General features: G+C 65.5%; 21 protein-coding genes. 18 read left to right on the plus strand and 3 right to left on the minus strand.

Features of this window, described 5'->3' with window-relative positions:
- Positions 1–56 precede the first annotated feature (56 nt).
- The 10 genes from JS541_RS09495 (at position 57) to JS541_RS09540 (ending at position 12,004) form a co-directional block, all read left to right on the plus strand.
- The gene (locus JS541_RS09495; protein WP_240539315.1) at positions 57–1,148 is read left to right on the plus strand and encodes an ABC transporter ATP-binding protein; all 1,092 of its coding nucleotides are present in this window, start codon (positions 57–59) and stop codon (positions 1,146–1,148) included.
- Positions 1,145–2,815 (plus strand): ABC transporter permease, encoded by a 1,671-nt coding sequence (locus JS541_RS09500; RefSeq protein ID WP_214374219.1) that lies wholly within the window; start codon positions 1,145–1,147, stop codon positions 2,813–2,815. Before JS541_RS09495 ends, JS541_RS09500 begins: the two co-directional genes overlap by 4 nt.
- Before the next feature lie 18 nt (positions 2,816–2,833).
- Positions 2,834–4,333 carry a D-alanyl-D-alanine carboxypeptidase gene (locus JS541_RS09505; protein WP_214374220.1) on the plus strand — a complete coding sequence of 500 codons (1,500 nt, stop codon included), beginning with the start codon at positions 2,834–2,836 and terminating at the stop codon, positions 4,331–4,333.
- Between the two features lie 68 nt (positions 4,334–4,401).
- The gene (gene tilS / locus JS541_RS14840; protein WP_236036745.1) at positions 4,402–5,667 is read left to right on the plus strand and encodes a tRNA lysidine(34) synthetase TilS; all 1,266 of its coding nucleotides are present in this window, start codon (positions 4,402–4,404) and stop codon (positions 5,665–5,667) included.
- Positions 5,642–6,205, plus strand: coding sequence for a hypoxanthine phosphoribosyltransferase (gene hpt / locus JS541_RS09515; RefSeq protein WP_214374221.1), 564 nt, complete (start codon positions 5,642–5,644; stop codon positions 6,203–6,205). Before tilS ends, hpt begins: the two co-directional genes overlap by 26 nt.
- Positions 6,202–8,271, plus strand: coding sequence for an ATP-dependent zinc metalloprotease FtsH (gene ftsH / locus JS541_RS09520; RefSeq protein WP_214374222.1), 2,070 nt, complete (start codon positions 6,202–6,204; stop codon positions 8,269–8,271). Before hpt ends, ftsH begins: the two co-directional genes overlap by 4 nt.
- A 115-nt stretch (positions 8,272–8,386) precedes the next feature.
- Entirely contained in the window at positions 8,387–8,953 is a 567-nt protein-coding gene (gene folE, locus JS541_RS09525; protein WP_214374223.1) for a GTP cyclohydrolase I FolE, read from the plus strand.
- Between the two features lie 26 nt (positions 8,954–8,979).
- Entirely contained in the window at positions 8,980–9,861 is an 882-nt protein-coding gene (folP, locus tag JS541_RS09530; RefSeq protein ID WP_214374224.1) for a dihydropteroate synthase, read from the plus strand.
- A 47-nt stretch (positions 9,862–9,908) separates the two neighbouring features.
- Positions 9,909–11,465 (plus strand): 2-amino-4-hydroxy-6-hydroxymethyldihydropteridine diphosphokinase, encoded by a 1,557-nt coding sequence (gene folK / locus JS541_RS09535; RefSeq protein WP_214374225.1) that lies wholly within the window; start codon positions 9,909–9,911, stop codon positions 11,463–11,465.
- Complete coding sequence (locus tag JS541_RS09540) at positions 11,462–12,004, plus strand: DUF3180 domain-containing protein (RefSeq protein ID WP_214374226.1); 543 nt, start codon at positions 11,462–11,464, stop codon at positions 12,002–12,004. Before folK ends, JS541_RS09540 begins: the two co-directional genes overlap by 4 nt.
- A gap of 6 nt (positions 12,005–12,010) precedes the next feature.
- On the opposite strand, the gene JS541_RS09545 is transcribed toward JS541_RS09540, so the two are convergent.
- Complete coding sequence (locus JS541_RS09545; RefSeq protein WP_214374227.1) at positions 12,011–12,913, minus strand: acyl-CoA thioesterase domain-containing protein; 903 nt, start codon at positions 12,911–12,913, stop codon at positions 12,011–12,013.
- Positions 12,914–13,095: 182 nt separating this feature from the next.
- On the minus strand, positions 13,096–13,530 hold the full coding sequence (locus tag JS541_RS09550; RefSeq protein WP_214374228.1) for a hypothetical protein: 435 nt from the start codon (positions 13,528–13,530) through the stop codon (positions 13,096–13,098).
- Between the two features lie 417 nt (positions 13,531–13,947).
- Between JS541_RS09550 and JS541_RS09555 the strand changes: the two genes are divergently transcribed.
- The 6 genes from JS541_RS09555 (at position 13,948) to JS541_RS09580 (ending at position 22,098) form a co-directional block, all read left to right on the plus strand.
- Positions 13,948–14,901: a nucleoside hydrolase gene (locus JS541_RS09555; protein WP_214374229.1), complete on the plus strand. Its 954-nt coding sequence runs from the start codon at positions 13,948–13,950 to the stop codon at positions 14,899–14,901.
- 72 nt (positions 14,902–14,973) lie between these two features.
- The gene (locus JS541_RS09560; protein ID WP_240539313.1) at positions 14,974–16,251 is read left to right on the plus strand and encodes a deoxyguanosinetriphosphate triphosphohydrolase; all 1,278 of its coding nucleotides are present in this window, start codon (positions 14,974–14,976) and stop codon (positions 16,249–16,251) included.
- Between the two features lie 193 nt (positions 16,252–16,444).
- Complete coding sequence (dnaG, locus tag JS541_RS09565; RefSeq protein WP_214374231.1) at positions 16,445–18,598, plus strand: DNA primase; 2,154 nt, start codon at positions 16,445–16,447, stop codon at positions 18,596–18,598.
- Between the two features lie 106 nt (positions 18,599–18,704).
- The gene (locus JS541_RS09570) at positions 18,705–21,038 is read left to right on the plus strand and encodes an LTA synthase family protein (protein WP_240539314.1); all 2,334 of its coding nucleotides are present in this window, start codon (positions 18,705–18,707) and stop codon (positions 21,036–21,038) included.
- Between the two features lie 117 nt (positions 21,039–21,155).
- A complete protein-coding gene (locus tag JS541_RS09575) occupies positions 21,156–21,839 on the plus strand; it encodes a hypothetical protein (protein WP_214374232.1) in 684 nt (227 codons plus the stop codon).
- A 34-nt stretch (positions 21,840–21,873) separates the two neighbouring features.
- A complete protein-coding gene (locus tag JS541_RS09580) occupies positions 21,874–22,098 on the plus strand; it encodes a helix-turn-helix transcriptional regulator (RefSeq protein ID WP_214374233.1) in 225 nt (74 codons plus the stop codon).
- Between the two features lie 16 nt (positions 22,099–22,114).
- On the opposite strand, the gene JS541_RS09585 is transcribed toward JS541_RS09580, so the two are convergent.
- Positions 22,115–23,434 (minus strand): MFS transporter, encoded by a 1,320-nt coding sequence (locus tag JS541_RS09585; RefSeq protein ID WP_214374234.1) that lies wholly within the window; start codon positions 23,432–23,434, stop codon positions 22,115–22,117.
- A 270-nt stretch (positions 23,435–23,704) separates the two neighbouring features.
- Between JS541_RS09585 and pdxS the strand changes: the two genes are divergently transcribed.
- Positions 23,705–24,580, plus strand: coding sequence for a pyridoxal 5'-phosphate synthase lyase subunit PdxS (gene pdxS / locus JS541_RS09590; protein ID WP_214374235.1), 876 nt, complete (start codon positions 23,705–23,707; stop codon positions 24,578–24,580).
- A gap of 39 nt (positions 24,581–24,619) precedes the next feature.
- The gene (gene pdxT / locus JS541_RS09595) at positions 24,620–25,258 is read left to right on the plus strand and encodes a pyridoxal 5'-phosphate synthase glutaminase subunit PdxT (RefSeq protein ID WP_214374236.1); all 639 of its coding nucleotides are present in this window, start codon (positions 24,620–24,622) and stop codon (positions 25,256–25,258) included.
- Positions 25,259–25,302: the final 44 nt, after the last annotated feature.

Consider the following 25,302-nt stretch of genomic DNA (forward strand, 5'->3'; position numbering starts at 1 on the left):
GATGCATGAGTGTAGACAACACGCAGGGGAATGTTGGATTTCCGACTCAGCCGACGATGCCGCAGACGATGGGGGTTCCGGCCGGGACGCCCATGACGGCGGCAACGCAGCAGACGCAGACGGTACCGTCGCAGTTCGCGCAACCGTATCCGTCATATCCATATCCGCCGGCCCCGGTCCCGCCGAATCCGGCGGCGGCCATGTCGATCCGTGGCCTGTGCAAGCGATTCGATCAGAAGATCGCTGTCAACGGCCTGTCGCTCGACATTCCGGTCGGCTCGTTCTACGGGCTGGTCGGCCCGAACGGCGCTGGCAAGACCACGACGCTCAACATGGTGACCGGTCTGCTCGTGCCCGACGCGGGTCTGGCGATGATCCTTGGCCACGATGTGTGGCGCGACGTGAACACGGCCAAACGCATGATCGGCGTGATGCCGCAGCCCGACCAGATCTTCGACCGGCTCACCGGCCTGCAGCTGCTCGTCTACTCGGGCATGCTGCGCGGCATGGGACGCGCCGAATCGGTGCGCCGCGCGAACGACCTGCTCGCCGCGTTCGATCTCACGCAGGCCGCGAACACGATGGTCACCGACTATTCGGCCGGCATGACCAAGAAGATTTGCCTCGCCTCCGCGATGATCCACAGCCCGCGCATCCTGGTACTCGACGAGCCGTTCGAATCGGTCGACCCGGTCTCCAGCGCGAATCTCAAGGACATCCTCATCGAATACGCCAAGACCGGCGGCACGGTCGTCATCTCCTCGCATGTCATGGCATTGGTGGAGAAGATGTGCACGCATGTGGCCGTGATCAACAACGGTCAGGTGTGCGCGGCCGGCACCGTGGACGAGGTCGCGGCCGGCGAGGATCTGGAGGACCGGTTCCTGCAACTGGTCGGCGGCCGGCACGAGGCCGCGCACCTGAGCTGGCTCGACGGCGGCGCGAATACGGTGGTACCGTCGAGCGTCGATGCTGTGTCATCTCGACCGGAGCGTAGCGAAGCGGAGAGATCTGATCAGGTTGTGGGCGCGCAAGATTTCTCGACTTCGCTTCGCTCCGCTCGAAATGACAATGAAAACGAGCATTCCGTCGAACGTGGCCATGAGGAGACGAATGGCAACGGTTGTAACGCGGGAGAGACGCGATGACCGCCGCGCTCACGCTCGTGCGCATGCGCTGGGCGCTCACTTGGGCGACGCTGCGCAAATCCGTATGGCAAACCATCGGCTATGCGATCGCGCTCGTGATGGCGGCCGGCACGGTTGTCGGCGTCGCCGTGATGGCATGGTTCATCGGCGACCTGCCGCCGTTCGTCCCGTCCCAAGCCCCCGGCTTCCCGCCGGTCAACATCCTCGGCCCGTCCGGCGTCGTCAACTCGGTCGTCGTGCTGGTCGGCGCGTTCCTCACGCTCGCGGTCGGCCTGTTCCAGATCATGCTGATCGGCGAAGGCTCCACGATGAGCCCGCGCAAGTTCGCGCTCTACGGCATTCCCGACCGCGAACTGCAATTCGGACTGCTCTTGTCCGGCCTGACCGGCACGCCCGCGATCACCGGCCTGCTCTCGCTCATGCTATGGGCCATGGCCTTCCGCATGTTCGGCCCCGCCATCGTCATCGTCGCGCTTGCCGCAGCTCCGATTGCCGTCCTCACGATGATGAGCGTGTCGAAGATGCTGCTGTCGCTGTCGACCGTACTCGTCACGTCGAAACGCGGCACCGGCGTGTTCTATATCGTCATCGTCATGCTGTTCGTCAGTCTCATGCAGATTCCGAGCATCGTGCTCAATTCCGGCGCGGCGGACGGGTTCAGCCTCGACGGCGTCGCGCTGGTCGCGTCCCTCGTCGCATGGACGCCGTTCGGTGCGCCGTTCCAGCTGCCGTACGACGCGATGCTCGGCGACTGGCCGGTGTTGCTCGCACGCATCGCGATCCTCGCGATTGCCTGGATACTGTGTTTCATGGTGTGCACGTGGTGTCTTCGCCGTGAACGACTCACCGTGGGCGCAGGGGACAAGGCCGTGAAAACGAAGGGCATCGGCGCGTTCGGCTGGATGCCCGACTCGCCGTCCGGCGCGGTGTCCGCCCGACTGCTGACCTATCTCAGACGCGACCCGCGGCAGGCCATGATGTTCGTCATGCCCGTGTTCTTCCTCGTCATCTTCTCGCTGCAGGCGCACGGCATCAGCGGCATCGTCTGGCAGGTGCTCATCTGGTCCGGCTGGGGCATGGCGATCGTCGAAAGCAACGGTTTGGCCTACGACGGCCGTGGTTTCACCATGCAGGTGATCGCCGGCGTGCCCGGGTTCACCGACCGCATCGGCCGCGTGCGCGTCTACGCGTCCATCATCGTCGTCTATATGGCCATACTGTTCGTCGCAGTCGCGGTCATCACCGGCGACTGGGCGCGGCCGGGCGGCCTCGTGACCGGACTGACGTTCGCCGCCGCCGGACTCGGCGTCGCGTTCAGCGGACTCGGACTGGCCGAGATCACGTCGTGCGTGCTCATGTATCCGGTCGCCTCGATGGACAAGCCGTTCTCCTCGCCGCAGGGCCGCATGGTCGCGCAGGGATTCTTCCCGTTCGTGTACCTGATCGGCAGTTTCCTCGCCATGCTGCCGACCGGCATCACCGCGATTATCATGATCGCGGTCTTCCCGACCTCGTTCGGCACGATCTACTGGCTACTCATCCCGATCGCGCTGCTCAACGGCGTGGGCGCGCTCGCGCTCGGTTCGTGGCTCGGCGGTAAGCTGTTGGACGCGCGGATGTTGTCGGTCGTGCATACGCTCGACTCGTTCGCATCATTGCAGAAGTAAATCGGCAAGGAGAGTGACGTGTCGGTCGCAACCGCAACGACCATCAGTGAACGGCAATGGTCGCGCACGATCGTGAGGATCCGCCGACGGCGTATCCTTCGCGTGACCGTCACATCGCTGATCGTCGTCGCACTATGTTGCGCGTACGTGATCGCCGACGTCACCGATCTGATCGCCGGACCACTGACCTTGCAGCCGGTCGAACGCAAGACGATCCCGGCCGCACTGTCCTCGCGTACAGCCGGCATGATCGCAGGTATCGTGGATTCGTCGGCCGCCATCGACACCGCCGCCGCGAAGCAGCTGATCGACGCGTTCGGCAAAACCAGCGGCGTCGGCGACCATTATTCGGTCGCGATCGCCGCCGCGGACGGCACGATCGTCGCCCAACACGAGGCCGACACGTCGAGAGAGCCGGCCTCCACCATGAAAACGCTCACCGCGCTCGCCGCATCCAGCACGCTCGACATGGGATCGACGCTCTCCACCGACGTGTACCTGACCGACGTCGATGACTCCGGCGGCACCGGCACGCTGATCCTGCGCGGCAACGGCGACATGCTGCTGTCCGCAGGGAACAACGACCCCGATCACGTCAACGGCCGGGCCGGGCTCGGCACGCTCGCCGCGCGCACGGCACAGGCGCTGCGCAAGCAAGGCGTCAGCTCGGTGACACTGATGGTCGACGATTCCCTGTTCGGCTCCGAGAGGTACCCGTCCGACATCGCCGACAACAATCCCGACAACCTGTACTACACGGGCGTCAGCTCCCTCGCCATCGACGGAGGCCGGCAATGGGACGGCGGCGCGCCCGCCGACCCCGACATCTTCAGCGCATACCCGCGCCTCAGCCAGACCACGGCCTCGGATGCGGCGAACGTATTCGCCGCGCGGCTCGCCGAGCACGGCATCACCGTCTCCAATACGACCATCGACGTGGCCGAAACGGAACCGGCGACGGCAAGCGACGGACTTGCGCCGATCGCATCCGTCGAATCGGCCACGCTCGCCGAAATCCTCGCCTTCACGCTACGCCACTCCGACAACACGCTCGCCGAGGAGTTCGGCCGACTCACCGCACTCGCCGCCGGAGAGAACAACACGCCGCAAGGCGCGACCAAGGCCGTGCGCGCCGCGCTGGCCGCGCTCGGCATCGACACGGACGGGCTGACGATGGCCGACTGTTCGGGACTATCGCCGGGCTCGAAGGTGAGCGTCAAGACACTCGTCGAAGTACAGGCGCACAACCTCACGGCGTCCGGCGCGGCAGCGGCGGCCGAAGGACTGTCGATCCCCGGACTCGTCGGTACGGCCGCGAACCGTGCGGTCAGCGACGACACGCTTGGCCTGCTGCGCGTCAAGACCGGCAGCCTGAGCGAGGTCACCTCGATGACCGGCAACGTCTCGCGCATCGGCGGTGGCACGCTCGCGTTCTCGGTGATCGTCAACCAGCCGGACGACTGGGCGGCGGCGAAGGACGCGATCGACGTGTTCGTGGACGGGCTGGCACGACTCTAACGGCCCGGTCGGGCGCAACGGCAGTCGGCCGCCGTCCGTGACGGGCACCCGGGGCAAAGGCGGAAAACATGGTGTACACGAAACGACTGAAAGCCGGCATCGGTGCGGTGCGCGCGGCATTGCTCGGGATCGGCATCGACCGGCAGGACGAGCGGTTCGCCCGGCACGGCGAGCATGAGGCGGCCGCGGATGCGCCTCTCGTCCTCGTCGCGTGCTCCGGCGGACGCGATTCGATGGCGTTGGCGGCATTGGCCGGCACGGTGTGCGCGAGTCTGGGCGTGCGCTGCGGCGCGGTGATCGTCGACCACGGCATGCAGGACGGTTCGGCCGAGGTCGCGGCGCGGGCCGCCGACCGGTGCCGTGGCCTGGGCCTCGGTCCGGTGACCGTGCGCCGCGTGCAGGTGCGCGCCGACGGCAGGGGAGCGGAGGCCGCGGCTCGAGACGCACGGTACGCGGCGATCTGCGAGACGGCACGAGATGCCGATGCGGCCGCGGTGCTGCTCGCGCACACGAAGAACGACCAGGCGGAAACGGTGCTGATCGGACTGCTGCGTTCCGGCGGCGTGGACGCGCTCGCCGGCATGCCGGAACGGTTCGTGCGTGAAGATGTCGTGTTCGCCCGGCCGCTGTTGTGCATGACCCGTGAAGACACCACCGGCGTATGTGAGGATCTCGGACTGCAATGGTGGGACGACCCGACCAACGGGGACGGCCTCGCGAGATGTCATCTCGACCGGAGCGTAGCGGAGCGGAGAGATCTTTCGGAGGAAACGAGTGAACAGATTTCTCGACTCACTGCGTTCGCTCGAAATGACAGTGTGAAGGCTGCGTTCGCTCGAAATGACGGTGTGAAGGCTGCGTTCGCTCGAAATGACGGTGTGAAGGCCTCTTCGGACGCGAATCTTCCCCTCAGATCACGGATTCGCCACGGGCTGATGCCGTTGCTGGTGCAGTTCACCGGCTCCGACGTCGTCTCGCATCTTGCGGACGGCGCCCGTCTCATGAGACGGGACAAGGACTATCTCGACATGCAAGCCGATCGCGCCGCTGCACAGGCCGTACTCGATCCCGAACCGGAAGATGCCGTCAGACTATCGGTCGCCGCATTGCAGTCCGAACACCCCGCCATCCGGCTGCGTGTCATCGCGCACGCGCTGGGCGCCGCGAACGTCGCCGCCACGGCCACGCAGATCGAATCCATCGACCGTCTCATCGCCGACTGGCACGGTCAGTCGGCTGTGAATCTTCCCAGAGGATACTCAGCCTTCCGTCAGAAACACGTCATTCGTGTGTGCCAAGATGGTGCGCATGCGAATCGCCGACGTCCAGAATGACATTGACCACGAACTGGTCAGCAAAGAACAGATCGACAGCAAGATCAACGAGATCGCGGCCCGCGTAAGCGAGGAATACCGCGGCAAGGACCTGCTGCTCGTCGCCGTGCTCAAAGGCGCGGTCAATACGCTTGCCGCGTTCTCGCAAGCGCTGAGCATCCCCGTCCAACTCGACTTCATGAGCCTGTCCAGCTATGGCTCGGGCACCAAGTCGAGTGGCACCGTGACGATCCGTCAGGATCTGTCCACCGATGTTCGCGGCCGGCACATCCTGATCGTCGAAGATATCATTGACTCCGGGCGTACGCTCGCATGGCTGGTCGACGAACTCAAGCGTCGCGGCGCGGCCTCCGTCGAGATCTTCGCGTTGCTGGAAAAGCCCGCGCGGCGCGAGGTCGACGTCGACGTGAAATACCGCGGCTATGAGATCCCCGACGAATTCGTCGTCGGATTCGGCCTCGACTACGACGAGCGCTACCGCAATCTCGACTCGATCGCGGTGCTCAAGCCCGAAGTGTATCAAGGAGTGAACGCATGAGCTATCCCCAGGGCCCCCAGCAGCAGGGGCCGGGCAACAACAATCCGTTCGGCAACCCGTTCAACCGCAATAACGGTAACAACAACGCGGGCAACAACGGCGGCAAGAAGCCGTTCTGGCAGTCGCCGTGGCTGTGGGGCGTGCTGCTCGTCGTGCTCGCGGTCGTCTCGTTCCAGATCTTCGCGGGTTCCGGCTCGCAGACCATCGACACGAAGGACGGCATCTCGCTGCTGCAGTCCGGCGAGATCAAGTACGCCGAGATCGTCGACAACACGCAGCAGATCAAGCTCGAGCTGAACAACGACTTCGTCAAGAAGGACGCCGACACCGGCAAAACGCGCAACTACGGCAAGAACGTCCAGTTCTACTACGCGTACGCGCAGAGCGCCCAGGTCGTGCAGCTCATCAACAAGGCCAACCCGTCGAAGGGCTGGACCACCAGCATGCAGCAGAGCGGCATCATCAGCTATCTGGCGAACATGCTGTTCCCGATCATCCTGATCGTGGCCTGCTGGTGGCTGCTCATGCGCAACATGGGCGGTGCCGGCGGCATGCTCGGCATGGGCGGCAAGAAGAACAACGGCAAGCTGCTCGACGGCCAGACCCCGACCACCAAGTTCGCCGACGTGGCCGGCGAGGACGCCGCCGTGCAGGAAGTCGAGGAGATCAAGGACTTCCTCAAGGACCCGTCCAAGTACAAGGCGCTCGGCGCGCGCATCCCGCGCGGCGTGCTGCTGTACGGCCCTCCGGGCACCGGCAAGACGCTGCTCGCGCGAGCCATCGCCGGCGAGGCGGGCGTGCCGTTCTATTCGATGGCCGGCTCCGACTTCGTGGAGATGTTCGTTGGCCTCGGCGCTTCCCGTGTGCGTGACCTGTTCGACGAGGCGAAGAAGAACGCGCCTGCCATCATCTTCATCGACGAGATCGACGCCGTCGGCCGCAAGCGCGGCTCCGGCATGTCCGGCGGCCACGACGAGCGCGAGCAGACCCTGAACCAGCTGCTCGTCGAGATGGACGGTTTCGACAACGACACCAACCTCATCATCATCGCCGCGACCAACCGTCCCGACGTGCTCGACCCCGCGCTGCTGCGCCCGGGCCGTTTCGACCGTCAGGTCGCCGTCGAGGCCCCGGATCTCGAAGGCCGCGAGCAGATCCTCAAGGTGCACGCCAAGGGCAAGCCGTTCGTGCCGGACGTCGATCTGCACATGGTCGCCGTGCGCACGCCGGGCTTCACCGGCGCCGATCTGGCGAACGTGCTCAACGAGGCCGCGCTGCTGTGCGCCCGCGCCGGCGCGCAGCTGATCGACAACCGCGCCATCGACGAGGCCATCGACCGCGTCCAGGCCGGTCCGAAGCGCAAGTCCAAGGGCATGGCACTCGACGAGCTGCGCAACACCGCGTACCACGAGGGCGGCCACGCGCTCGTCGCCGCCGCGCTGCACAACACCGACCCGGTCACCAAGGTCACGATCCTGCCGCGAGGCCGCGCGCTCGGCTACACGGCCGTCATGCCGACCTCCGACCGCTACTCGCAGACCCGCAACCAGCTGCTCGACCAGATGGCGTACGCGATGGGCGGCCGCACCGCCGAGGAGATCGTGTTCCACGACCCGACCACCGGCGCGTCCAACGACATTGAGAAGGCCACGGCCATCGCCCGCACGATGGTGCTCGAATACGGCTTCTCGAAGCGGCTCGGCGCGATCAAGTGGGGTAGCGAGGACACCAACGGTGCCGACTACGACGCACTCGCCCCGCACAAGTACTCCGACCAGACCGCCGAGATCATCGACGAGGAGGTGCTCAAGCTGGTCGAGACCGCGCATAACGAGGCGTGGACGATCATCAACGAGAACCGTGACGTGCTCGACGAACTCGTGCGCCAGCTGCTCGTCAAGGAGACGCTCAACGAGAAGGAACTGGCCGAGATCTTCTCGAAGATCCGCAAGGCCCCGGAACGCCCGGTATGGCTGTCGAACGACCGCCGGCCGGATTCGGATCTGCCGCCGGTGGAGATCCCCGAGTCGCTCAAGCGCTCGGTCGGCATGAAGCCCGGCGAGTGAGGCGACGGCAAGATGAGTGAAGTTGCGGCGTGCTGCATCGACGGCACGCCGCAACTTGTATGTGAGGTTCCCTGCATCCTGACCGGGAACCCGAGAACGAAGTAGGAGAAGACGTATGGCATATGACGAGGAAGGCGTGAAGCAGGCGGTGCGCCTGTTCCTGAAATCGATCGGCGAGGATCCGGACCGCGAGGGGCTGCTCGAGACCCCCGACCGCATCGCGCGAGCGGGACGGGAGATCTTCTCGGGACTGGGCAAGGGGCCGCAGGAGGTGCTCGCCAAGCGATTCCCGGTCGAGACCGACGAGATGGTGCTCGTGCGCGACATCGAACTGTTCTCGGTGTGCGAACACCACCTGCTGCCGTTCCACGGCGTGGCCCACGTGGGCTACATCCCGTCCAACGGCCAGGTCGTGGGGCTGAGCAAGCTGGCCCGCCTCGTGGAACTGTACGCCCGCCGTCCGCAGGTACAGGAGCGCATCACCCAGCAGGTGGCCGACGCGCTGATGGAATACGCGGACGCCAAGGGCGTGATCGTCGTGACCGAATGCGAGCACATGTGCATGGCGATGCGCGGCGTGAACAAGCCCGCCTCGCGCACCGTGACCTCGGCTGTGCGCGGCGTGATGCGCAATCCCGCCACCCGCGCTGAAGCCATGAGCCTGATCATGGCGCAGCATTAATGCATATCGTTGTGGAAGGGGAATATATGACTGATTTGCAGGCACTGCATGACACCGACCGCACGCTCGTGATGGGCGTGCTCAACATCACCGAGGACTCGTTCTCGGACGGCGGACTGTGGCTCGACCCGGCCAAGGCTCGCGAGCACGGGCTCGCGATGCTCGACGACGGCGCCGACATCATCGACATCGGTGCGGAATCCACACGCCCCGGCGCCAAGCGCGTGTCCGAGGCCGACGAGCTGAACCGCGTCACCGGCGCGGTTAAGGCGCTGCTCGGAGGCGAGCTCGGCCATCACGACGCGATCCTGTCGATCGACACGACCCGCGCGCTCGTCGCCGCGGCCGCGCTCGAGGACGGCGCGCAGATCATCAACGACGTCTCCGGCGGCACGCTCGACAAGGAGCTGCCGCACGTCGTCGCCGACCACGACTGTCTGTACATCGTGCAGCATTGGCGCGGCTGGCTTGCCGGCGCGAAGGGCGCGACGCCGGACGCCGACACCTCGCACTACGAGCACGGCGTGCTGAAGGACGTCAAGGACGAACTGATGCGTCAGGTCGACGCGGTGCTCGAGGCCGGCGTCAAGCCCGAACGCATCGTCATCGACCCGGGTCTGGGCTTCTCCAAGCCCGGCATCGAGCACAATCTGCCGCTGCTCGCCGGTCTGCAGGCGTTCGAGGACACCGGCTATCCGGTATTGATCGGCGCGTCCCGCAAGCGGTTCGTCTCCGCAGTGCTGGCCGAAGCCGGATTCGCCGAGCCGGACATGGATGACCGCGACAACGCGACCGCCGCGATCTCGGCCCTGAGCGCCGAACACGGCGCGTGGGCCGTGCGCGTGCACGACGTGCGCCGCAGCCGCGCCGCCGTCGCCGTGGGCCTTCAGTGGCGCGCGGCCAAGTAAACGAATGCACCGACTGACGAATAACTGACGAATAAAGGAGCGTGGTGATGGACACGATTCGTCTGACCGGCGTGCAGGCCGAGGGCACGCACGGCGTGCTCGATTTCGAACACGAGCAGCCCCAGCCGTTCGTCGTGGACGCCGTGCTGCACGTCGACCTGACACGCGCCGGCCACACTGACGATCTCGGCGACACCGTCAACTACGGCTTGGTCGCCGAACGGATTGTCGACATCATCCAGGGCGAGCACGTCGATCTGATCGAACGGCTCGCCGCCCGCATCGCCGACGCGATCCTCACTGAACATCCGCTCGTGCGGTCCGTCGACATCACTGTGCACAAGCCGAACGCGCCGATCACTGTACCGTTCGCCGACGTGGCCGTCTCCATCAGCCGCACGCGCGACGACGCGGACGTATCCGCCTCGCAGCCCGTGCAGTCCGCGACCGTCCATCATGCGGTCATCGCGATAGGTGGCAACATCGGCGACGTGGCGGCCACGCTGCGCTCCGCCGTCGCCGACATCGACGGCCTCGAAGGCACGCAGGTCACCGGCGTTTCCCCGCTGTACCGCACCGCCGCATGGGGCATGGCCGACGGTACACCGGATTTCCTCAATGCCGTGCTCGAAGTCGCCACCACGCTGCCGGCGGCCGATCTGCTGGCCGGACTGCAGTCGATCGAAGCGGCGCACGGCCGCACGCGCGAGGCACACTGGTCGTCGCGTACGCTCGACCTCGACATCATCGACTACGAACATATCGTCAGTGACGACCCGAACCTCACCCTGCCGCACCCGCGCGCATGGCAGCGGGCGTTCGTGCTCGCACCATGGCACGCGCTCGACCCCAAGGCCACGCTCGGCGGACGGCACGGGGGAACGGTCACGGAGCTACTCGCCGCGGCGCCCGACCGCGACGACGTGTACGAGGACGCCGCCGACTGGATGACCGGCGGAGATGACCGTGACTGCGAGCCGGGCCCGTCGGACGCGACCGCGCCCGCTTGCGTGTTCGGGCGGCACGACGACGGCATCGCCGGACGATGTGATGCCGCCACCGAACCGGACGCGCCGGTGTTCCGCACCGCGATCGTATCGATGGACAGCACGTCGCACGACGCTGAACACCTGTTCCGCTCCGTGATCGTCGCGATCGACGGCGTGCCGGGCACACAGATCGACGGCATCTCGCCGCTCTACCACGTGAGCAACTTCGAAGGGCCGGACGCGATGGCCGCCGTCGTGCAATTGACCACGAACCTCGGCGCACGCGATCTGATCGGCGTGCTCGAAGGCATCGAACAGTCCGTCGTGTCCGCTGTTGCGGGCGCGGACACAGACACTTCGCCCGACGAACCGTCGCGTCACCGTCTGCTCGACCTCGACCTGATCGATATAGATGGCGTGACCTTGAACGAACCGGACTGCCGCGTGCCGTGGCCGAGCGCAAGCCGGCATGCGGCAGTGCTCGCGCCGTGGCTCGACATGGATCCGGACGCCCGCCTCGGCGGAGAACCGGTCTCGTTCCTGCTTGCCATGGCGCCGGACGCCGACCGCGTCGGGCTGCTGACGGACCATTGGATCATCGGAGGAACGCTATGAAGGCACACCGGACACCGTGGTGGTACTACCTCATCGCCATCGTATGCGGTCTGATCGGCGGCGCGCTGCTCGCCAAATACGATGAGGCAACCGGATTCGCGCTGATCGGCGTGCCATGGTTCATCTCCGCACTGTTGCTGCTGATCGGCGTGAGCGTGCTGATCATGGCGTTGCAGGTGCACAAGTACGCGACGACCGACCCGCGCAAACGTGCCGCGTTGAAGCCGCTCGACCCGCAGAAGGCCGTATCCACGCTGGTGTTGGCCAAATCGCTCGGTCTGGTCGGCGCGGCGCTCGCCGGATGGTACGGCGGCCAGATCCTCATGATCATCGACCATGCCGAAGCGCAGTATTATGCGCAGGTAATCCTCGAATGCGCGATCGCGTGCGTCGTGTGCGTGGCTGACATGGTGATCGGCATCGTGGGGGAGTGGCTGTGCCAGCTGCCGCCGATGGACGGCCCGGAAAGCGCCAAGATGAAGGAGGCTGCGCGCCGCCAGCGCGGCATTGCGCCGGCGGCCGTCAAGTCAAGGCCGTAGCCCCGGCTACGCCTGCGGGACGCGGATCATGGCCTCCTGCGCGATCACGGCGACCAGTTCGCCGTCGCGCGAATACACCTTCGCAGAACCCAATCCGCGGCCGTGCGCGGCGGTCGGCGTGTCCTGCACGTACAGATGCCACTGGTTGATGTCCACGTCGCGATACCACCACATCGAATGGTCGATCGAGGCGTACGAAATCCCCGGCGTCGCGATGCTCAGCCCCGCGCGGCGCAGCACCGGCTCCATCATGAGCTGGTCGCAGCCCAGCGCCAGCATCGCGCGGTGCATCACCTGCGGCACGTCCACCGCACCGTCCGCCTTCATCCACACCATCTGCGTGCCGGAATCCTGACGCGCGCTCTCCTTGTCCGGCCCCAGCATGATCGTGCGCGTCACGTGGCGAATGTCGAACGGCGACTTCTCCGCATAGAACTTCGCGAACGGCGAGCGCTGCGCGAACGGGGTCATCAGTTCCTTCGCGCTGGTCAGACCTTCCGGGTCGGGCACGTCGTCGGGCATCGGGTCGGAGAACTCCACGCCGGTCTGGCCGGTCTGCTGGAAGCTGGCGATCGCGGTGAGGATCGGGCCCTGTGACTGCGTGACGTTGATGCGGCGCGCCGAGAACGAGCGGCCGTCGCGCAGCGTCTCCACGTCGAACAGCAGGTCCTGGTGGATGTCGCCGGCGGAGATGAAGTAGCCGTGGATCGAATGCGGCAGACGGTCGGGGTCGACGGTCTTCGAGGCGGCGATCAGCGACTGGGCGATGACCTGGCCGCCGTACACGCGGCCGGTCGGGAAGTACAGGCTTTCCCCGTTGATGTACGTGTGGCCCCGGTATTGCGACGGTTCCCCGAGCCGCAGCACCTTCACCAGATGTTCCAATGGCGTCAACGTCGTCTGCGTCATGACTGTACCAACTCCCCATGTGACGATTCGTATGCAACGCAAGCAGTCTATCGGTCGCAGGTAAAAAACGGCAGGGAGTTTTGTAACGAGCGTAAGCCTCGCGTAAGGAAAATATGAACGGCCGGTGACGAATCAACGTCACCGGCCGTTCGAATGCCGTATGTTCGTGTGGGCTCCGACGCTCACTCGCCCTTCTTGCGGCCGCGGCGCTTCATGGTACCGGCGGTCGCCTTGTCGGCGTCGAAGATCACGGCCTTGTCGTTCGCGAACACGGTGCCGTCGACCGACTGGAAGGAGATTTCGCCCTCCGGAGCCTCGGCGAGATCGAAGTACTTGCCGATGGCGGCCACGAGCGTGGCGTCCTTGATACTGACGGACGCGGTCTGCTTGCCTTCCGGCTTGCTGAACTTCACCGAGTTATCGGCCTTGGCGGTGGTCGGGGTCACGGCGATCTGACGGGTCTTGTCGTTGATCAGCACCTTCACGTACGCCGGGTAACCCAGTTCGATGGCGGTGGACTTGTTGAACTTCACCGAGTTGGCGGTGACCGTCATCACGGTCTGGCCGGCGGGCTTCACCAGACGCACTTCCTCGAATCCCTGCAGCGCGGATGCCATAATTATGCTCCTTGAATAGAACGGATAATGTTGTGCAATTACTGCACGTTATATCGACACGCAATATTGTATCGTATCCTGACGTTGAAATCGCATAATACAACAGATAATATGCGGATAAATTTCGCGATAAATCCACGATAATATCTGAGCTATATGACGGGGGTATTGCATGGCATATATTCCATGCAATTACCGTGATGATTCTATTCGTTGTTTCCCGTGCTGCCGTATCGGTCGGCCATTGGCGTCCGGCCGGTATGGCCGAATGTGCAATCCGCGGTGAATTCCGGCTGACCTGCGGGAGACGTCTGGCTGAAATCCGGTGCAGGGGCGTGCGTACATATGGCGAGGGCCTCGGATCGGCGATACGCTGGGAAGAAGCATCACACCAGATCAGGCAAGGGAGGCCCGGACATGAAGAAACTCATTCTCGATCTCGACACCGGTATCGACGACACGCTCGCCATCGCCTACGCGCTCGGCAGCGGGGAAGCCGAACTCGTCGGCATCACCGGCACGTTCGGCAACGTGACCGTCGACCAGGGCGTGCGCAACGCGCTCGCCGTCACCGACCTGTTCGGGCACCCGGAAGTCCCCGTCTACCGCGGCGTCGACCATCCGCTCGCGCGCGACACATTCTCGGTGAGCGCGGGCTCGGCGTTCATCCACGGCAAGAACGGCATCGGCGAGGTCGACATCCCCGACTCGAACCGCGAGCCCGAATCCGAGCCGGCTGTCGACTTCATCATCGACGCGGCCAAAACGTACGGCAAGGAACTGACCTACGTGCCCACCGGATCGCTGACCAACATCGCGACCGCGCTGCAACGCGCCCCCGAAATCCGCAATCTGCTCGGCGGCATCGTGCTCATGGGCGGTGCGCTCACCGTGCCCGGCAACGTGAACGCATGGACCGAGGCGAACATCGCGCAGGACCCGGAGGCGGCCGACTACCTGTTCCGTTCCGGCGTACGCAGCGAAATGATCGGCCTCGACGTGACCATGCAGACGCTGCTCACCCGCAAGCAGACCTCGCAATGGCGCGAGCTCGGCACGCCGGCCGGCCGGTTCCTCGCCGACATGACCGACTACTACATCCGCGCCTACGAACAGACCGCGCCTGGGCTCGGAGGCTGCGGACTGCACGATCCACTCGCCGTCGCCACCGCGCTCGACCCTACGCTCGTGGCCACGCTGCCGATCAACCTCAAAGTCGAACTGGACGGGCCGACGCGCGGCCGCACGATCGGCGACTACGACCGACTCAACGACCCGTTCAAGACCACGTCGGTCGCCATCGCGGTCAACGTGTCGCGCTTCCTCGACGACTTCATGGGCCGTGTTACGGCCATCGCCGCACAGCACTGACCGCCTCCGGCGTCGCCCGCCGGGAACATCCTGTCGCCCGCTGCTAAGCTGGGCGGCAGGGAGGGGATGCCTATGCAGCAGCACGAAACGATACCGGCCGGCGAGGCGTACGGCGCGTTCGACGAGGAACGATGGGCTCCCGAACCGCCTAAATCCCGTTCGCGCACCGCGTTCGAACGCGACCGCGCGCGGCTCATCCACTCCTCCGCGTTGCGCAGGCTCGGCGCGAAAAGCCAGATCCTGATCGCCGGAACCGACGACTTCGCCCGCACCCGGCTCACCCACACGCTCGAAGTCGCCCAGATCGGCCGGCAGATCGGCAAACTGCTCGGCTGCGACCCCGACGTGGTCGACTGCGCATGCCTCGCCCATGACCTCGGGCACCCGCCGTTCGGACACAACGGCGAACGCGCCCTGGCCGACATCGCCGCGAGCATCGGGGGATTCGAAGGCAACGCGCAGACCCTACGGCTGCTCACCCGCCTCGAACCGAAGGTCTTCCACCCCGACGGGCGTTCCGCGGGCGTGAACCTCACCCGCGCCTCGCTCGATGCGGCCGTCAAATACCCGTGGACGCTCGCCGAAGCGGATCGACATCCCAAAGGTGAGCGCAGCAAGAAGTTCTGCGTCTACCCGGACGACGAGCCGGTGTTCCGGTGGCTCAAGACCAACGCGCCGGCCGCGACCAAGCCCATCGAATGTCAGGTGATGGACCTGGCCGACGACATCGCCTACAGCGTGCACGACGTGGAGGACGCGATCGCCACGGGCGCGTTCGATCCGGTCGCGCTCGTCGACCCGCGTGTGCTGGACGGCATCGTGACGGCGACACGCGAATGGTACGGCAGCCGGTGGAATGCGGACGAACTGCTCGCCGCCCTGCGACGGCTCAAAACCCTGCATCTGTTCCCCGATCATTTCACCGGTTCCAGATCCTCTCTTGCCGGGCTCAAGAACATCACCAGCGACCTGATCGGCCGGTTCTCGTGGTCGGTTGAACAGGCCACCCGCGACACGTACGGCGATGGCCCGCTGGTGCGTTACGGTGCGAACGTGGTCATTCCCGACGAGACGAGCTATGAGATCGTCGCGCTCAAGGGCATCGCCGTGTACTTCGTCATGGCGCCGAACGAACGCGAACCCATGCATCAGGAAGAGCGCAGGATCATCGAAGACATCATCGACGTGCTCATGGCGAACGGCGCCGCGCCGTCCGACGCGCTCGAAACCGTGTTCCTCGACGACTGGAACGAAGCCACCAACGACAACGAACGCCTGCGTGTCGCCATCGATCAGGTCGCATCCCTCACCGACAACTCCGCCCTGGCCCTCCACTCGATTCTGTGTTGAGCCGGCTGTTACGAAACGACATACGTAACGTTTTGCTGGAACGAGGTGGGTATCGGCATACATGATGTGCGACCGTATGACTTGGCCGAGCGGCCCGGAGCGTGTCGAACATCATGTATGCCGATACCCACCGGCCGCAACGTAAAACAGAGCCGACAAGCCAGCTCCCAGCGTGACGGTATCCTAGAGCGTTATGGCCGGGATGATCAAGAAAGAAGACGTGGAAAAGGTGCGCGCCGCCGCGGACCTGTACGACATCGTATCCGCAAGTGTGACGCTCAAGGCGTCCGGCACGGGCACGTTCGTCGGACTGTGCCCGTTCCACGACGAGAAGACCCCGAGCTTCAACGTGCGCCCGGCGCTCGGCGTATGGCACTGCTTCGGCTGCGGGCTCGGCGGCGACGTGTTCAAATTCGTCGAGCAGCAGGAGAACATCGACTTCCGCGAGGCCGTGGAACTGCTCGCCGACAAATACCACATCGAACTGCACTACGAGAATGGTCAGTCGACCGACAAGCCGGTCGGCTCGAAACGCGCCCGTCTGCTTGAGGCGAATGAGGAGGCGCAGCGCTTCTTCGTCTCACAAATCCTCACCAAGGAGGCGCTGCCCGCCCGCAAGCTGCTCGGCGGCCGCAACTTCAGCCAGGCTGATTGCGAACGCTTCGGCTGCGGATACGCGCCGCAAGGCTGGGACAATCTCGTGCGCCACCTGGCCGGCAAGGGCTTCACCCAGCAGGAGATGCTCGACGCCGGTCTTGCCCGGCAGGGCCAGCGCGGTATCTACGACTACTTCCGCGGGCGCGTCACCTGGCCGATCCGCGATTCGACCGGCCGCACGCTCGGCTTCGGCGCGCGCAAACTGTACGAGGACGACACGGTCAACGCAAAATACATCAACACGCCCGACACGGCCCTGTACCGCAAGACGCAGGTGCTGTACGGCATCGACATCGCCAAGGCCGCGATCGTCAAGAAACGCCAGGTCGTGATCGTCGAAGGCTACACGGACGTGATGGCCATGCACCTGGCCGGCATCGACACGGCCGTGGCGACCTGCGGCACCGCGTTCGGCGCGGAGCATGCGAAGATCGTGCGTCGTCTCATCGCCGACGATTCGCTCGGCGCGGTGCAATTGGTCGGCCCGCTCAAGGTTAACGGCCAATCGTTGAGCTCGCGCATCGTGTTCACGTTCGACGGCGATGCGGCCGGCCAGAAGGCCGCGCTGCACGCGTTCGGACTCGATGCGGCGTTCCTGTCGCAGACGTTCGTGGCCGTGGCCGACGACAACCTCGACCCGTGCGATCTGCGGATCGAACGCGGCAACGAGGCGGTGCGCTCTCTGATCGCCGGCGCGAAGCCGCTGTACGACTTCGTGATCGATGCGGTGGTCGACCGGTTCGACACGTCGTACGCGATGGGCCAGCTGGGTGCGGTGAAGGCCGCGGCCCCGCTGATCGCGCAGATCCGCGACCGTTCCCAGCGCGACGTGTACGCGCGCAAGGCGACCCGGCGCATCGGCATCGACCTGGACATCATGCAGCGTGAGGTGCGAGACGCGGTGCGCCGGCTGCACACGCGCGACGAGGACGCGTACGCGGCCAAACGCCGCAATGGTTCGTACGGTGGCGGCATGCCGGGGGAGAACGGCGAATTCGGCGGCGAGCCGGGCATGACGGGCGCCGGTTTCGCCGGGCGTGCGACGCCCGGGCAGAACCCGTATGCGAATCCGGCCGCGCGACGCTCTCTGGAACGACGCGACGCGAACGAGCAGACCTACTACCATGTCGACGATGCGGTGTTCATCTGCGAACAGCAGTTCATGGCCACGCTCATCCAGGTGCCGCGGGCGATCGATCCGACCATGTTCGCCTCGCTCACGCTGTCGAACTTCATGACGCCGGTGTTCCGCTCCCTGTTCCAGGCGATCGCCGCGGCCGGCGGCCTGCCGGCGGCCGACATGCCGCAGGGCCTATGGCTGCACAACCTCGCCAAGGCTGGCGGCCCGCTGCTCGAACCGGTGGTCAACGAACTGGCGGTGATGCCGCTGCCGTTGCCACCCAACGAGAACGATCTCAAGGCCGGCGACGCGGGCGCCCCCACGGCGGCACCGGCGAACGGCGCCGCCGCGCAACTGCGCCCGGCCACACCCGCCGAACAGCAGTATGCGGCCGAACTGACCGCGAAACTGCTCGACATGGGGTTCATGCGACGCATCGGCGCGGCCAAACGCCAGATGGCCGCCTTGCCGGACGGCGAGCAGAAGATCGCCATCCTCGGCCAGATCACCCAGATGGAAGCCGCTCGCAAGGACCTTGCCGCCCAGATCTTCGGCAACAACGTCGCCTGACGGTGTCGTGCGTGATGCGTGACCTGCAGGTGAACTTTGCCTACGCTGCGGTGACATCTTGGCGACCGGCATGGTGTGCGAGCGCTTACGGCCATAGGCTGAAAGCATGAAGCAGTGGCGTGATGACGGCAGAATCGAAATGGCCTCGGGCTCGCAGATGATGGCGGCGATGGAATCCGCGGCGGCCATCCCCGAGCCGTGGGAGGTGCCGGGCGCCATACCGGTGCCGCATCCGGTCCGCCGCCCGCTCGACGGGGCCCGGGAACGGCTGCGCAGACGGCTGGTGTCCGCGCGTCGTCTGCATCTGCGCGGCGAACGCGGCGCCACGGCAGAGAAACGCATGCGTCGTCCGTTCCCGTGGTGGACGTATGCGATCGCGTTCGTGCTGTTTTCGGTCGCCGCGGTGTCCATGCTGCAATGGAGCGTGATGGTCGCGCGCGGCCGCACCACGCCGTGGATGTTCTTCATCAAGATGTTCGGCATCGGCGCGGACGGGCGCGCGGTGCAGTCCGGCCAGTTCCAGTTCCTGCTCAACCTGCTCGTGATCGGCGTGATATATGCGGTGCTCATGCTCGCTGTCAACCGTTTCTGGATCGCCAGCGGGCTGTTCGTCACGATTATCGGCGTCATCGCCGTGCTTGAACGCATGAAGGTGCTGGTTCGCTCGGAAACGATCCGGCCAACCGACATCACGCTGATGGCCAGCGGCGGCGCGGGCGGCATGGGCGACACCGTCACCAACACGCCGACCGGTTCCGCCGAGGCGATCATCCAGATGACGGTCACGGTCGTGATCCTGCTCGCCGTCTGCGTCGTCGCGTACGTTTTCGACGGGCGCGGTTCGCTGATCGCCACTCCGCGCCGGTTCATCGGCCGCATCCGCCGCGGACTCGCCGCCGTGATCTGCGCCGCGATGCTTGTCGCGTTCGCCGCCGACCTCGGCACTACCGGCTCATGGGCGAACTCGTTCGCCGCAGGCTTCGGCGACAAGGCGAAACTGTGGGACTCCATCGAGGACGCGCAGTCGAACGGCGTCGCGGTCGGCTTCCTGCGTCTGACCCGTCCCAAGGTCATGGACCAGCCGGCCGGCTACAGCGAGGCGACCATGCGCAAGCTCGCGCAACGCTACTCGTCGCAGGCCGCCGCGATCAACCGCACGCGCACCACGAACCTCACCGACGGCACCGTTGTCATGATCCTGTCCGAATCGTTCTCCGACCCGACCCGAGTGCCCGGCATCTCGCTCAACCAGGATCCGATGCCGTACATCCGAGAACTCAAAAAGACCACCACATCCGGCCTGATGCTCTCGTCCGGCTACGGCGGCGGCACCGCGAACCTCGAGTTCCAGGCGCTCACCGGACTGAGCATGACCAACTTCGACGCGTCGCTGTCCAGCCCCTACCAGCAGCTCGTGCCGCAGATGAGCTGGTCGCCGTCGTTCAACCAGATCTGGAACGCGGCCGGCGACACCAGCCAGGCCGTCCACCCGTACAACCCCGCGCTGTACTCGCGCACCACGAACTATCGCAAGTTCGGATTCGCGAACTTCTACTCGCAGAACGATCCGCTCATCGCAGGCCACGCGAAACGACTCGACCGGTCGCACTACATCAGCGACGAAACATCGTACGACAGCGTGCTGAAACTCATCAAGGACGCGGCGAACGGCACGTCCGACGGTTCCGCGACCGGCACATCCGGCAACCAGTTCATCCAACTGGTCACCATGCAGAACCACATGGGCTACGAGAACTGGTACGACCACAACCAGTTCAAGGCCAGCTCCACCACCGGCACGCCGCTGTCAGCCGACGAACGCACGCACATCGACACGTACGCCAAGGGCATGAGCTACACCGACCAATACACCAAGGAGTTCCTCGCCAAGCTCGACGCGATGAACAAGCCGGTCACGGTGATCTTCTACGGCGACCACCTGCCGAGCATCTACAAGCACGCCAGCGCCGACGACCGCAACTCGATCCCGTTGCACGAGACCGATTACTTCATCTGGTCGAATAAGGCGGCACGCAAGGCGACGGGCGAGCCGGAGGCCGCGGGCAGGAAGAACGGCAATCATGCGGGCGGTGACGGTTCGAACACCGCGGAGAACGCGTACACGTCGCCGAACTACCTCATGGCGCAGACCGCCACGCACCTGAACGCGCGCGTCTCGCCGTACCTCGCGTTCCTGACGGCCATGCACCGTGCCGTGCCCGCGATGGAACCGCCCGTGGTCAACGTGACGCAGGGCTGGACTCGCATCCCCGAAGGAACGCCGCTCTACCTCGACGGCAGCGGCAAGCAGATCGACGTGAGCCGCGCGTCGGCCGCGACCAAACGGCTGCTCGACGACTACCGGCTCATCCAGTACGACATCACCGCCGGCAATGGCTACCTGCGCGGCCTCGGGTTCATGGACGTGCCGACGAAGTGATCGGCTGTCATGTTGCGTTAGTATAGTCGTCTTACGTTAAAAGTTTATTGACAAACGATAAATTCAGGAGGATACTGGAAGCGTACATGGACCACAATCGATGACAAGGAGGTCATCATGGCCACGAGATCCGCATCCGCAACCCGTCAACACACCAAGCAGGACGCATTGCTCGACCGCGCCGGCGGCGCGGCGGTCATCATCGCGCGCATCGCGGCGGTCGCCCTCGCGTTCTTCGCGCTCATCCAGCTCGTCATCACCGTCCTGTTCCTGATCGATGGACGCTCGTTCACGCCCGACGCCACATCGGACTACGCCGTGTCGATGGACGCCGGCATAGGCACCGCGACCATCACCGGGCATTTCCTCGACAGCGACATCCGACTCGTCGACTGGACAAACGACACGATCAACGCGCCGGCCGTCGTGCTCGTCAGCCTCGAACGCACGGCCATCCTCGTGCTGCTTGCGCTCGTGTTCGGCGAACTCGCCGCGTTGCTGGCGAACCTGCGCGACTGGCTGCGCGAGCGCGCGCGTTACGCCGATACCGACTCCGACACCCCGTCACCGTTCCGCACCGTGCCGATCGAACGGCTCGACCGCGTCGGCTGGTACCTCATCGCCGCGCCCGTCTCCGTTCTCGTCGTCTCGGGGCTCTGCGCACTGTTCGGCTGCGCGGTGTCCGTGACCGGCGGCGCATCCACGGCCGTCCTCATCATGCTCGGCGTCCTCTCGTTCATGTTCGCGCGGGTGTTCGGCTACGGCGTCGCACTGCAGAACGACGTCGACGGGCTGCTGTGAGCGTGTCGATGCATGTGATGAGGGGAGTGTGGCGATGAGCGGGCGGATCGTGCTTCGGCTCGACCGGATGATGGTCGAGCGTGGGCGATCGCTGAACTGGCTGGCCGATCAGGTGGGCATCACGAACGTGAACCTGTCGAAGATCAAGAACAACCGCGTCTCCGCCATCCGGTTCAGCACGCTCGCCGCGATCTGCGAGGCGCTCGACTGCCAGCCCGGCGACATCCTTGCATACGAGCCGGATGACGACGAGGCGTGACGGCGATGGGCATCAATCACGCGACGGCATAAGCGGGAGATTCGCCATCGCGTGACCAAGAGGGCGTGCCGGAGACAGCGGACGGCAATAGGTTGGTTTCCGCACGCCCGGCGAACGGCATCAGGGCCAGCGCCGCCGCGAATCCGGCGATCGCGTACAGGAACATCCACCGGTATGAGCCGGTCGCCTGCTGCACCAGGCCGAACAGCGTCGGACTGATCGCCGCGCCGGACGACGTGGCGAGATAGTAGTACGCGGTCATCGTGCCGGTATGCTCGGTGCCGCCCAGTTCGGTTGCCCACGGCAACGCGTTGACCAGCACCATCATCCACAGGATGCCGAACGCGAACGCCAGCCACGGCAGCAGTCCGGCCCGGCCGACCCACGGTATCGGCGCCAGCATCACCGTCGCCAATACCAGACCAGCGCCCATCGTCGCGCGCCGGCCGAACCGCGTGCCCAGCCATCCGGCCGGAATCGCGAACAGGATGCCGCTGACCGCGAACCAGACCAGTCCGCCGCTCGCCGCACCCGCATCCATGCCCAGATCATGCGTCGCATACAGCGTGAAATACGTTTCGATCGCGCTCGACCCCATCGTGTACAGGAACAGGATCAGCAGGATCAGTCCGAACCGCCGACGGTCGTCGCCGGCAAGAGCGAGTCGCGGCACCGCGGCGTCGCGGAACTCGCGCCAGCCGACGAACGGCAGGCGCGCCGGCTCATGCGGCTTCGTGCGGAATTCGGCAGGCTCGTGCACCAGGCGCGCCAACGCCGCGAGCGCGCCGACCATGATGAACGCGCCCGCCGCGAACGTGAGGGACATGCCGTAACGCCGGTACAGGAGACTGCCGCCGCCGAGCGCGAGCACGTTACCGATCGACCCCATGAAGTTGATGATGCCGTTCGCCGTGCTGCGCTGGCCGGGCGCGGTCACGTCGGGCATAAGCGCGACGATCGGCGCACGGCAGGTCGACATGAGCACCGCGTAGGCGACGACCGCGACGATCGTCAGCGGGGCGTTCGGCGCGGCGGCGATGAGCATCAGGCACACGGCCGCGGACGGGATGGCGAACAGGGCGAACGGGATGCGCCGGCCCCAACGGGTGCGCACCTTGTCGGACAGGATGCCGCACAACGGCTGGATGGTGAACCCGCACAGGTTGTCGATGCCCATGATGACGCCGACGATGGCGGTCGGGATGGCGAGCTCCTTGAGTTTGATCGGGACGAACGCGTTGTACATGGCCCATGCGGCGGCGATGGCGAGCATGCCGAACCCGATGGAGAACGTTTGGGAGAGGTTCAGGCGGGGAGATGTCATCCTGATCTTCATGATTCCAGTAGTAGACGCGTGAATCGTCGCCGCCGTTGACCGGGCGGTGTGTTGCGGTGAAGCGAAGGTGAATTCTTGTGCGCCGTGATGCCGGGCAGGGCTGCGCGGCCGGACCGGATTGGTCGGGTGCACAGCCATCGGATTGGTCTGATCCGAATTGGACTGGTCCATATGCGGGCAATGTGCGCATCTGATAATGGTCGCGTTGCCAATCGCACATACACGAACACGTTCCGGCCGTTTGCGACCGGCCGACCACAGGGGGACACCATGACGCAGAACCGCGCCGAACTCAACCGCAACCTCGCCCAAATGCTCAAGGGCGGCGTCATCATGGACGTGACCACGCCCGAACAGGCCAAGATCGCGCAGGACGCCGGCGCATGCGCCGTCATGGCGCTCGAACGCATCCCGGCCGACATCCGCGCCGCCGGCGGCGTCTCGCGCATGTCCGACCCGGCCATGATCAGGGGCATCCAGGCCGCCGTGTCCATCCCGGTCATGGCCAAGGTGCGCATCGGCCACATCGCCGAAGCGCGCATCCTGCAGGCCATCGACATCGACTACATCGACGAGTCCGAAGTCCTCTCGCCGGCCGACGACGTGTACCACATCGACAAGAACCAGTTCGACGTGCCGTTCGTGTGCGGCGCGAAGAACCTCGGCGAGGCGCTGCGCCGCATCGCCGAAGGCGCGGCCATGATCCGCACCAAGGGCGAACCCGGCACCGGCGACGTCATCCAGGCCGTGCGCCACATGCGCACCATGAACAAGCAGATCCACGAACTCGTCTCGCTGCGCGACGACGAGGTGTACGAGGCCGCCAAGCAGCTCGCCGTGCCGTACGACCTCGCCAAGTACGTGCACGACAACGGCCGCCTGCCCGTCGTCAACTTCGCGGCCGGCGGCGTCGCCACCCCGGCCGACGCGGCGCTCATGATGGAACTCGGCGCCGAAGGCGTGTTCGTCGGCTCCGGCATCTTCAAGTCCGGCGACCCGGCCAAGCGAGCCGCCGCCATCGTGCAGGCCACCGCGAACTGGCAGGACGCCGACCTGCTCGCCAAACTGTCCGAAAACCTCGGCGAGGCGATGGTCGGCATCAACGAGGACGAGATCCAGACCATCATGGCCGCCCGCGGCGAGTGACCCCGCGTCCGTTGCATTGACCCGATCGGAGGTTCGTTCATGGTCGTAGCCGTCCAATACATCTCCAAAGAGGAATCCGACGATGCCGAAACCGCGCAACACGGCGTGACCGGCATCCTCGCCGTGCAGGGCGCGTTCGCCGAACACGCGGCCGTGCTCGACAAACTCGGCGCACCGTGGCAACTGCTGCGCACTGCCAGCGACTTCGACACGTCGATCGACCGCGTCATCCTGCCCGGCGGCGAATCCACCACCCAGGGCAAGCTGCTGCATTCGACCGGCCTGTTCGAGCCGATCGCACGGCACATCGCCGCCGGCAAGCCGGTGTTCGGCACCTGCGCCGGCATGATCCTGCTCGCAAGCCGTCTTGACAACGATCCGAACGTGTATTTCGGCGCGCTCGACGCGACCGTCCGCCGCAACGCGTACGGCCGGCAGCTCGGCTCGTTCGCCGCCACCGCCGACTTCGGCCGGCCGGGCGACACGGACTATCTCGCGGATCTGCCGCTCGTGTTCATCCGCGGGCCGTACGTCGTTTCGGTCGGATCGCAGGCCGTCGTCAAGACCAGTGTCGACGAGCATCCGGTCGCGCTGCGGCAGGGCAACATCCTCGCCACCGCGTTCCACCCCGAACTCACCGACGACACGCGGCTGCACGAGCTGTTCCTCTCGCTGTGATTTGCGCCGATGTAGGGTAGCGAAGGAACGCGCCGACAGTCGAA

It is taken from the genome of Bifidobacterium sp. SO1 (assembly GCF_018555335.1).
GTDB lineage: Bacteria > Actinomycetota > Actinomycetes > Actinomycetales > Bifidobacteriaceae > Bifidobacterium > Bifidobacterium simiiventris.